Genomic DNA, 10,901 nt, shown 5'->3' on the forward strand with positions numbered 1-10,901 from the left:
AGGAACATGCGAACGCGGTACTTTTTCATCGCGGCCCTGCTCACCGTCGTGTTCGGCGGCGCGGCGGCCGCGCAACAGACCACCGGGTCGGTTTCGGGGGCCGTTTTCGACCAGACCGGCGCCGTGCTCCAGGGCGCGACGGTGCGAATTTCCGGCGAGAACCTGCCGGCCGGCCGCACGACGACGACGAGCGATGCGGGTCTGTATAACTTCCCGTTGGTGATTCCGGGGCGATACACCGTCGAAGCGGAAAAGACGGGACTCGGCAAGGCGGCGCGCCCGGTCGAAGTGCAGCTCGGCAAGGACACGCAGACGGACATCACGATTGGCCTGACCGGCGTGCAGGAGCAGGTGACGGTGACGGCCGCGACGCCCGCGGTGGACACCAAGTCCACCGAGGTGGCGTTCAACTACAAGGCCGACGAGATCCAGGCGCTGCCGCTGGCGCGCAACTATTCCGGATTGTTCCAGTTGATTCCCGGCGTCGCCGAGAACAACAGCTTCGCCCCGAGCGGCGGAGCGAGCCGCCAGGACAACAAGTATCTGATGGACGGCGTCGATATCACGAACCCCGGGTTCGGCTACCTGTCCACGGAAGTCAACGACCTCGACATCGCCGAGTTCAACGTGAAGCGCGGCGGCATCACCGCGGAGTTCGGGCGCGCCCAGGGATTCGTCACCAACGCGGTCAGCAAGTCGGGAACAAACCAGTTTCGCGGATCGGTGAAGACGGAGCTGAGGCCGAGCAGCTTCAACTCCGACTCGAACACGATCAACAGTGAGGGGCAGATCGTGAAAACGCCCAGCACCACCGATCGATATCTGGGCGGCTTCAACGTCGGCGGCCCATTGCTGCGCGATCGGATCTTCTGGTACGGCTCCGGCCAGTACTTGCGCAGCAAGACGACGGAGCGGACCAATGCCCTCGGAGCCGTCCCTGACAGCACCGTGACCACGAAGGAGATTTTCGGCAAGCTGACCGGGCAGCCGGGCGCGAACATGTACATCAACGGGGGCTACCGCTACCGCCCCTCGAAGTGCGAGCTGTGCGGAATCGGCAACCAGGACTCGCCTGACGTGGCCCGCAACACCGAAAGCGACAGCCGGATTGCGACCGTAACGTGGAACTGGTTCCCGGCGAACCGCACTGTCATCGATGCCCGTTTCATCCACATGGAGGAGAACAGCAGTACCCTTCCCGTTCGGGATCTGGGATTCCAACCTGCGTTCAATCCCAACAACCTGGCCAGCATGGGTCAATACACGGACAGGTCGGGCACGATCACGGTGGTGCGGGGGGCGTGGAATCTCCGGCGGGAGCGCATCGACTACAAGCGTGACGAGTTCCGGTCCACGCTGACGCAGTTCTTCGACTCGCCGGGGATGTCGCACCAGTTGAAGGCGGGTTTCGGGATCGAAGAGGGGCAGGAGACGCTTCAGCGTCTGTCGAACGGCTGGGGGCTGCTCTCGATCGTGGGCGCCGGAGGCTCGCAGGTGCAGTCGACCTACTATTCCGACCAGCCGGCGCAGGTCTCGCCGGGCCGAACCTACAGCCTCTTCGTGCAGGACGACATCACGTTTGGCTCACGCCTGGTGGTGAACGCCGGCCTGCTTGTGAACAAGGATGAGTTCTCCCAGGTCCTGGCCGAGAAGAACACGTTCCTGACCTTCGGGTTCGGCGACGAGATCCAGCCTCGCATCGGCGCGAACTACCAGTTGCGCGAGGGCAAAGGGGACAAGGTCTACGGGAACTTCGGGCGCTACTACAACATGGATCAAAAGAGCAGCGCGCGCTCGCTGGCACCGCAGCGGCTGTTCTTTAACGATGCGTTCTTCAACCGCGCCACGGGCGCGCTCATCTCGGATGCGCCGCGCGCGAGTACGACTGGCAAGCTGATCGACGCCGGGATTGAGCCGACGCACACCGACGAATGGCTCGTCGGGTACGCGACGCCGCTCATGGCGGACTGGAGCATCGACGTTTTCTTCATGCGACGGGAGACGTTCGACTTCATTGAGGACATCCCGTCGGCGCTGCCAGCGACCGGCCCATTCCGCGCAGCGCAGCTCGACAACGCGGAGCGAAAGTACCGATCGTTCACGATCGAGCTGTCGCGTCCGCTCCTGAACAACTGGAGTGTGTCGGCGAGCTACGCGTGGAGCCGACTCGAGGGCAACTTCGACCTGGACTACTCGACCGGTGCGGTTTTCAACACGTCGTCGGCGATCCAGGACGGCCCAGGGGAGTTCGTGGAGGATCCGCTGCGGTACGGGCCGCTCAGCCAGGACCGGTCGCACGTTCTCAAGCTGTTCGCATCGTACATACCGCCCATGGTGAACAACTTGACGCTCGGTGGGTACCTGCGAGCCCAGAGCGGGACACCGTGGGCGGCGCGCGGAGTGGACTGGGACGGCGGGTTCCGCAGGTACCTGGAGCAGGCGGGCACGAACCGGAACGAGTTCTGGACGAACCTCGACCTGCTGGCGTCGTACCGTTTGCCGCTGGCGGGCCGCGCCGGCCTGCGCCTCGAAGGGCGCGTGTTCAACGTCTTCAACAATCTCACAGCCCTGAGCGTCAACGATCGTAAGTATCGGGATCCACGCATCCGGCCGGCGGCGGCGGCGATCCTGGCGGCCTGCGGCACGGACTACGCCTGCGCGACCGACATCTTCTCAGCGGCGCAGACGACGAACCAGCTGAACCCGCAGTTCGGTCAGGCGAACGACTGGGCTCCGCCGCGCAGGTTCCTGCTGACGCTGCAGGTCGACTTCTAGGCGTCTGGCGCCAGGCGTCAGCCTTCAGGGGGCCGCTCTTCGGGGCGGCCCTTTTCTATTTGCGCGCGTGGTCGAGGGCGGCAAGGAACTCCCGGGCGCGCGCGTAGTCGGGATCGATCTTCAGCGCGCGATCCGCGGCGGCACGCGCCTCGGCGTACCGCTCCATCCGCGCGAGTTGAACGGCCAGGTTCAACTGCGCGGGCGCGTCGCCCGCCGCGAGCAGTGCGGCGCGCGCGAGGTGTCGCAGCGCGTCGGCGTCCCGCCCCTGGCGCGCGAGGGCCACGCCCCGCTCGCCTGACAGGCGCGCGAGCGCGGTGCGTGGCGCCGGCTCCGACGGATCGATCTTCACCGCCGCTTCGTAGTGCTCCAGCGCCTCGTCCGGCCGGCCGGCGGCGGCAAGCGCCTGCCCGACGCGGACGTGCGCGACGCCCAGCGAGGGATCGTCGCGACGGATGCGCGAAAGCCGCGCTTCGGCCTCCCGGGCGCGCCCGTTCGACGCAAGCCAGACGGCCATCCGCGTCTCCTCCTCGCCGCGGGCATCATCGAGCTTCACGTCCCGTCCCGCGATGACGCCCACCGCCAGTACGCACGCGGCAGCCATCGGCACGGCCGCGGTGCGTCGAGCACGCGCCGCGCGAACCAGCGCGTCCAAGAGCGCGCCAGACGTGACGCACAGCGGCACGAGCAGCGGCACGCGGTACCGCGCCGCGACGAAGAAGATCGCGATTGAAACGATCAGCAGCGGCACGGCGGCTGCGAAGACGGCGTAGCCTGCGCGCGGTTTTTCGCCGCGGATCCAGTACGTGAACAGCCCGACGAGCCCCAACGGAACCAGAATGAGCGGACCGACGGCGAGCAGCCGGAGCGCGGCTGACTCATCGCGGTAGAACGGGTAGCTGTAATTCAGCGTGAGGAACGCATGATTGAGCGTGAAGGCGACCTTGCGCGCGAGCAGCCGGGCCGCATCCGCGGGCCGGTCGCGGATCCACTGAAGGGTTCTTCTCGTGAAGTGGGAGGACACCTCGGCGTCGGTGAGCGGACGCCCCTCCGCCTGTTCGGCCACGCGTTTCGCGTCCGCGGCCTGGCCCGCGATGTTGGGCGTGATCCCCTCGACGGAGCGGTACGTGCCGTCTGCGGCCGGGTTGTTGCCGATGTACAGATTGAGGCCGCCGTGCGACGGAATCGGCATGAACGTACCCGCGGCCACGGCGTTCCTCAATGAGACAGGCAAGAACACGAGAGCCGCGCCGAGGGCGGCGGCCAGCGCCGTCCGCCTGGTGCCGGGTCGTGAAAAAAGCATCAACCCAAGACCTGCCCCCACGAGGAAAAGGTTAGGCCTGTTCAGGGAGTGCAGCGCGAGGGCGGCGCCGGCAGCGAGCGGCCAGCGCGCCCCGCCGCGCGTGAGGGCGAGCGTCAGCAGCCAGAGGTCGAACGCCGTGAGGAACGGATCCAGCGCCGCCTGGAGGATGAGCACTTCGTAAAACGTGAACACGCCGGTGAACGCCGCGAAGGCCATCGCGATCCAGGCCGCGCGCTCGCCGAACCATTCGCGGGCGGTCAGCCACACGAGCCCGCAGGCGGCAGCGCCAAGCGCGATCTGCAGGACCTTGACGACGAAGAGCGAGCCGCCGGGCACGGCGAGCCCGGCAGCCAGGAAGTAGATGTAGAGCGGCGAGACGAAATAGAGGCCGGGCGCGAGCAGCAGGTCGCCGCCCGCGACACGTTGCGCCAGGTGAAAGTAGTAGTCCGCGTCCAGCCCGCCGCCGGGCTGCAGCAGGGGGTGATCCGCGAGCTGCCAGAGGACGACGAGCTTGAGGGCGAAGATCCCCGCGAGGGCGGCGGGCAACTGGTGGGGCGGACCCGAAGTGTCCGACCCGCCGGCGTTCCTATCGCGACGCGGTTGGCGCGCCACGTCGATCGAGCCGCTCCAGCGGCGACTCCTCCGCCATCAGCTTTTCGATCGCGTCGGGATCCACCGGCACGAAACCGGACATGTTCTCGTAACCGGTCTCGGTGATCACGATGGCATCTTCGAGGCGGATGTACACCCGGTCTTCCGGGATCGTCAGCGCCGGCTCGATGGTGAACATCATGCCGGGCTTCAACGTCGTATACGGCCCGGTCACGTCGTGCACCTCCATGCCGATCCAGTGTCCCAGCATCGCATTGGGGCGAGGCTGCGTGAAGCCGGCGGCAAATCGCTGCGCGGCCGCGCGATTCTTCTCGCTGCTGAACGTGAACGCGGACACGATGGACTGCATCCTGCCGCCGGCCTCCACGAGGATCGCCCTCGGCTCGGCGTTCGGCCGAATCGACGTCATCAGCGCCTGGTACATCTTCAGGTAGACCGTGTACAGCTCCCGCTGGTCCGCACTCCAGCGGCCGTTGGCCGGAAACATGCGGGTCACGTCCGAGGCGTAGTACTTGTAGTCCGGCGCGTAGTCGAACAGAACCAGGTCGCCATCCATCAGCCGCGCCTGCGCGGCGTGGTAGTGCGGCCAGGCGGCGTTCGTTCCCGTCGCGACCAGCCCGAAGTACGCGAACCCCTGCGCGTTGTGTTTCTTGAAGATGTAGTCGCCGATCGCTTCGATCTCGTACTCGTACAAGCCGGGGCGTGCCGCGCGCATGGCTTCCATCATCGCGAGCCCCGCGAGCCGCGTGGACTCGCGCATCACGTCAATCTCTCGCGCGCTCTTCACGAGGCGCAGCTCGTCGAGAATCGGGTCGAGGTCCTTGATCGTGACGGCCGGCGCCTTGGCGCGGACGCTGTCGATGAACGCCTGCTCGCGTGACTTGCGGCCGTCCCACGGATCGGCGGCGGACTTCTGCGCGTGCATCTGCGTGTAGCCCGGGGTGGCGGCGCCGAGCGCCTCGGGCCGGTGCGGCAGGTACACCGTGCGCCCCTCCGCGGCGAGCGCCGCGAGCGCGGCGGCGAACTCCTCGCGCGGGCGCACCGCGTCGGCGCCCGTCAGCTTTTCCGCTTCCGCCCCGGGCACGAGCGCCGGGCCCTCGGAACGCTCCGCTCGCTCGTCACGCGGCTGCAGGAACACGGTCGTCCTGCGGGTTCGGCCGTCGACGATCGCGATCGCGCGCGGAACTTCCACGCCGGTCAAATAGAAGAACTGGTTGTTCTGCCGGAACTTGACGTAGGCCGGCGACTCGGCGGCCCCCTGCAGGACCGCGGCGCCATCGCCAATGCGTTCCATCACGCGCGCGCGGCGCGCCGCGAATTCCTCGGGCGGAAACGCGCCGGTGAAGAGCGGCGCCTGCGCCGGCAGCACGGCGAGCGCGGCCAGACAGACGAACGACGCGACGAGGACCTTTTTGACGACCATCCACGGATTATAGAATGGCAGCCATGCTCGCGCGACTTTCCGCCGGCTCGATCGCGCTCGGCGCATCCGCCGTGGTGACCCTGGGGGCGCTGGCGGCCCAATCCACACAGATGTCGTACCCGAAGGCCCGCAAGGCCGATATCGTTGACACCCTCCACGGCACCCGCGTGCCCGATCCGTACCGCTGGCTCGAGAATGCCGGCGACCCCGAAACCGTCGCGTGGGTGGAGGCCCAGAACGCGCTGACGCGATCGTTTGTCGGCGGGCCGGAACGCGACGCCCTCGTCAAGCGGCTCACCGAGCTGTTCGACTATCCGCGCACCGACGTGCCGGTCAAGCGCGGGTCGCGTTACTTCTTCACCCACAACACGGGGCTGCAGCCGCAGGCGGTGCTGTACGTGCAGGACGGCTTGAGCGGCGCGCGCCGCGTGCTCCTCGATCCCAACACGCTTTCGCCGGACGGCACGGTCGCGCTCACCGCGATGTCGCCGAGCGACGACGGCGCCCTGCTCGGATACGCGCTGTCGAGGAGCGGCAGCGATCGCCAGGAGATCCACGTTCGCGAGGTCGACACCGGGCGCGATCGGCCCGACCGCGTGCTGTGGGCGAAGTTCACCGGCATCGCGTGGCTCAAGGACGGCTCCGCGTTCTACTACACGCGCTTCCCCGAGCCGGGACGCGTGCCGGCGGGCGACGAGAACTACTACGGCGCCGTCTACCTTCACCGGCTCGGCGAAGACCAGGCGCGCGACAGGCTGGTGTTCGAGCGGCGCGACGACCGCGAGATCGTCCCCTCCGCGTCAGTCAGCGACGACGGGCGCTGGCTCGTCGTCACGGCCTTCAAGGGATCGAGCGAGAAGAGCGAAGTGTTCGTCGCGCCGGCGGGCTCCGCGGACGCGCCGGCACCGCTCTTCACGGGCTTCTCGGCGTCGTGGAACTTCATCGACGCGGCAGGCGATCGCCTGTTCTTCCAGACCGACGACCAGGCGCCTCTCGGCCGTGTCGTGGCGGTGGACGCCGCGCGCGCCGCGGCGGGGCCACGACCGGCCGAGGTCGTGGCGCAAGCGGCCGACAAGCTGAACACCGCCACGATCGCCGGCGGGCGGCTCGTGCTGTCGTACCTGCACAGCGCGGCGGGACGGCTGCGCGTGACGAACCTCGACGGCAGCCACGGCGCGGACGTGACGACGCCAATCGGCACCATCTATGGTGTGTCCGGCAGACCGTCGGACGCTGAGCTGTTCTACGCGTTTACGTCCTTTACCGCTCCCCCTTCCGTTCAGCGGTACGACGTGGGGACCGGCGCGGTGACGCCGTTTGCGCCGGCGGTTTCCAAGCTCGACCCCGGCGCCTACGAAACGAAACAGGTGTGGTACCCGTCAAAGGACGGTACGAAGGTGTCCATGTTCCTTGTGCACCGCAAGGACATCCCCCTCGACGGCAGCCGCCCGGCCCTGCTCTACGGCTACGGCGGTTTCAATATCAACATGACGCCCGGCTTCGACCCGTCGAACATCGCGTGGCTCGACCGCGGCGGCGTGTACGCGCTGGCGAACCTGCGCGGCGGCGGCGAGTACGGCGAGCGCTGGCACCAGGCGGGCATGTTCGAAAAGAAGCAGAACGTCTTCGACGACTTCATCGCCGCCGCCGAGTGGCTCATCGCGAACAAGTACACGAGCCGGCCGCGATTGGCGATCGAAGGCGGGAGCAACGGCGGGCTGCTGGTCGGTGCCGCGATGGTGCAGCGTCCGGATCTGTTCGGCGCCGTCATCTGCCGCGTGCCGGTCGCGGACATGCTGCGCTACCACCTCTTCACCGTCGGGCGGTTCTGGATTTCAGAGTACGGATCGGCGGATGACCCGAAGCAGTTTCCGTATCTGCTCGCCTACTCCCCGTACCACAACGTGAAGGACGGCGTGGCGTATCCGGCGACGCTCGTCACGACCGCGGACACCGACGACCGGGTCGCGCCCGGCATGGCGAAGAAGTTTGCGGCGCGGCTGCAGGCGGCCACGGCAGGGCCGGCGCCGATCCTGATCCGCGTCGACACGAAGGCGGGCCACGGTGCTGGAAAGCCGGTCACCAAGATGATCGAGGAGGACGCGGACATCTTCTCCTTTCTCTTCAAAGTACTCCCGGAGGGCAGCCCGCCGGGTGTAAGGTAAGGCCGCCATGCGCACGCTGCGAGCCGCTGCCGTTTACCTGGTCCTCACCGCCGCGTCGCTCGGCGCGCAGACCGCCGCGCAGACGCGCGTCTACGCGGGACAGGAGGCGGCAATCGAGGCGTGCCTGCGGACGACCGACATCGCGAAGTACCAGGACATCTCGCTGGGCGTCACGCGGCCGACGCGCGCGTGGCTCGCGCCCGGTGCGTTGGTCAGCAGCGTCGCGTGGAAGCCGCTGCGCCCCGGCGTATACCGCGGCTTCTACGAAAGCTACAAGTCGGAGATCGCGGCCTACCGGATGGACAGGCTCCTCGATTTGCGGATGGTGCCGCCGGCCGTCGAGCGCAAGCTCAATGGGATCACCGGGGCCGTGATCATGTGGATCGACAATACGCGCATGTGGCGCGATCTCGGGTCGCGCAAGCCGGTCACGCGCGAGTGGAGCGCGCAGATGGTTCGCATGAAGATGTTCGACGCGCTCATCGGGAACATCGACCGCAATGCGGGCAACATCCTGGTGGACGAGAACTGGACCGTCTACCTCATCGATCACTCGCGCGCGTTTGTCGCCTACAAGGAGCCGCCGGCCGCCTTCGCGCAAGTGGACGCGTCGCTCTGGGCGCGGATGAAGGCGCTCGATGCAACCCGCCTGCACGAAGCACTCGGCCCGTGGGTCGAGCGCCGGTGCATCGACGCCATCCTTGCGCGCCGCGACCGCATGGAGAAGGCGATCGCCAAGCTGATCGCGAAAAGGGGAGAAAGCCTGGTGTACGTCCATGAGTAGGGCCGCGGCCAGGACCGCGGCCGCGGTTCTCGTCCTCCTCGCCTGCGGCGGCAGCGCCCGGGCGCAGGACGCCGTCCGATACACGCTGTCGTTCCCCCACGCCGCCCATCACTACATCGAAGTCGAGGCCTCCTACCCGACGGGCGGGCGGCCGCACATCGACCTGATGATGGCGGTCTGGACGCCGGGCTCGTACCTGGTGCGCGAGTACTCGCGCAACGTCGAGGCGATGGCCGCCTCGGCGCCCGACGGACGCCCGCTCGACGTCGCGAAGTCCTCCAAGAATCGCTGGCGCGTGCAGACCGGTGGAGCGCCGCAGGTGCGCGTGACCTACCGCGTGTACTCGCGCGAAATGAGCGTCCGCACCAACTGGGTGGAGTCGCGGTACGCCCACATCACCGGCGCGGGCACGTTCATCACGCCGAGCGACGGCTTGGCGCGCCCGCACCACGTCACGCTCGCGATGCCGCCGGCGTGGAAGACGTCGATCTCCGGCCTGCCCTCCGGCGGGGGGCCGCACACCTTCGCCGCCGCGAACTTCGACCTGCTCGTGGACTCGCCGATCGTCGCGGGCAACCCGGCCGTCCATGAGTTCGCCGTGCAGGGCAAGCGGCACTTCCTCGTGAACGTCAACGAGCCGCCGTTCTGGGACGTGCAGCGCTCGGTCGCGGATGTCCGGAAGATCGTCGAGGAGTACGCCCGGATGTGGGGCGATCTGCCGTACGACAAGTACGTCTTCCTGAACATTCTCAACGAGGGGGGCGGCGGCCTCGAACACCTCAACTCGACGACGTTGATGGCGAGCCGCTGGGCGACGAGCACGCACCGCCGCTACACGAACTGGCTGGGACTGGTGTCACACGAGTACTTTCATCTGTGGAACGTCAAGCGCCTGCGGCCGGCGGAGCTCGGGCCGTTCGACTACGAGCGCGAGAACTACACCAGGGGACTCTGGATTTCCGAAGGGCTCACCGACTACTACGGCGGCCTCGCGCTGCGCCGCGCCGGCCTCGTGTCAGACGAGGCGTATCTCGGCATGCTGTCGAACGACATCGAATCGCTCCAGACGACGCCGGGGCGGCTCGTGCAGCCGGCGGAGATGGCGTCGTTCGACGCGTGGATCAAGGAGTATCGATCGGACGAGAACTCGCCGAATGTCGCGATCAGCTACTACACGAAGGGGGCGGTCATCGGCTTCCTCCTCGACGCGAAGATCAGGCGCGCGAGCGGCAACCAGCGATCGCTGGACGACGTGATGCGCCTCGCCTACCGCCGGTTCGCCGGCGCGCGCGGCTTCACCACCGAGGACTTCCGTCACCTCGTCAACGAAGTCGCGGGGGCGGACCTTGGCGAGTGGATGCGGCGCGCGCTCGAGACGACCGAGGAGCTGGAGTACCAGGAGGCGCTCGACTGGTACGGCCTGCGCTTCACGACGGTTCCTGTCGCGAGGACGGCCGGACCTCTGGCGTGGCAGGGGCTGCGGCTGAGAAACGACAACAACCGCCTGCTCGTCACTCAGGTGCGGCGCGGCACCGCCGCGTACGACTCGGGGATCAACGTGGACGATGAGATCGTGGCGCTGGACGAATTCCGCGTGCGCCCTGACCAGTGGGAGGGACGGCTCGAGACGTTCCGCGAGGGGGCGGCCGTCTCGGTGCTCGCCGCGCGGCGCGAGGAGCTGATGCGATTCACCCTGAAGGTCGGGCCGCCGCCGGTGGACGACTGGGAGCTGCGCGTGCTGCCGGATGCGACGCAGGAGCAGCAGCGCCGCCGCCAGTCCTGGCTCAATTAGTTCCGATCGATGTGGCGAGCGCCTTGACAGCGAGCGCGGCGCAGCCTTGA

The 10,901-nt window shown here is 67.7% G+C and carries 6 protein-coding genes; 4 read left to right on the forward strand and 2 right to left on the reverse strand.

What is annotated here, in order from left to right:
• The first annotated feature begins 6 nt into the window (after positions 1–6).
• On the forward strand, positions 7–2,775 hold the full coding sequence (locus tag HYU53_01740; GenBank protein MBI2219912.1) for a TonB-dependent receptor: 2,769 nt from the start codon (positions 7–9) through the stop codon (positions 2,773–2,775).
• Positions 2,776–2,830: 55 nt separating this feature from the next.
• Here the strand turns inward: HYU53_01740 and HYU53_01745 are convergent, their stop codons facing one another.
• Together HYU53_01745 and HYU53_01750 are read right to left on the reverse strand one after the other, a co-directional pair.
• Positions 2,831–4,621: a tetratricopeptide repeat protein gene (locus HYU53_01745; GenBank protein ID MBI2219913.1), complete on the reverse strand. Its 1,791-nt coding sequence runs from the start codon at positions 4,619–4,621 to the stop codon at positions 2,831–2,833.
• A gap of 40 nt (positions 4,622–4,661) precedes the next feature.
• Positions 4,662–6,110 carry an aminopeptidase P N-terminal domain-containing protein gene (locus HYU53_01750; protein ID MBI2219914.1) on the reverse strand — a complete coding sequence of 483 codons (1,449 nt, stop codon included), beginning with the start codon at positions 6,108–6,110 and terminating at the stop codon, positions 4,662–4,664.
• 14 nt (positions 6,111–6,124) lie between these two features.
• On the opposite strand from HYU53_01750, the gene HYU53_01755 reads away from it, so the two are divergent.
• From HYU53_01755 to HYU53_01765, 3 genes are read left to right on the forward strand one after another with little or no spacing between them, the layout of a single operon-like run.
• On the forward strand, positions 6,125–8,275 hold the full coding sequence (locus tag HYU53_01755) for a S9 family peptidase (GenBank protein MBI2219915.1): 2,151 nt from the start codon (positions 6,125–6,127) through the stop codon (positions 8,273–8,275).
• A 7-nt stretch (positions 8,276–8,282) separates the two neighbouring features.
• Complete coding sequence (locus HYU53_01760; GenBank protein ID MBI2219916.1) at positions 8,283–9,059, forward strand: hypothetical protein; 777 nt, start codon at positions 8,283–8,285, stop codon at positions 9,057–9,059.
• Positions 9,052–10,851: a M61 family metallopeptidase gene (locus tag HYU53_01765; protein MBI2219917.1), complete on the forward strand. Its 1,800-nt coding sequence runs from the start codon at positions 9,052–9,054 to the stop codon at positions 10,849–10,851. The genes HYU53_01760 and HYU53_01765 overlap by 8 nt, the downstream gene beginning before the upstream one ends.
• Positions 10,852–10,901 lie beyond the last annotated feature (50 nt).

It is taken from the genome of Acidobacteriota bacterium (assembly GCA_016184105.1).
In the GTDB taxonomy this organism is placed as follows: Bacteria; Acidobacteriota; Vicinamibacteria; order Vicinamibacterales; family 2-12-FULL-66-21; genus JACPDI01.

Bases quoted from the DNA above. Each gene is read 5' to 3' on its own strand.
- HYU53_01760 (MBI2219916.1), top strand. From the start codon at position 8,283: ATGCGCACGCTGCGAGCCGCTGCCGTTTACCTGGTCCTCACCGCCGCG.
- HYU53_01750 (MBI2219914.1), bottom strand. From the start codon at position 6,110: ATGGTCGTCAAAAAGGTCCTCGTCGCGTCGTTCGTCTGTCTGGCCGCG.
- HYU53_01765 (MBI2219917.1), top strand. From the start codon at position 9,052: ATGAGTAGGGCCGCGGCCAGGACCGCGGCCGCGGTTCTCGTCCTCCTC.
- HYU53_01740 (MBI2219912.1), top strand. From the start codon at position 7: ATGCGAACGCGGTACTTTTTCATCGCGGCCCTGCTCACCGTCGTGTTC.
- HYU53_01755 (MBI2219915.1), top strand. From the start codon at position 6,125: ATGGCAGCCATGCTCGCGCGACTTTCCGCCGGCTCGATCGCGCTCGGC.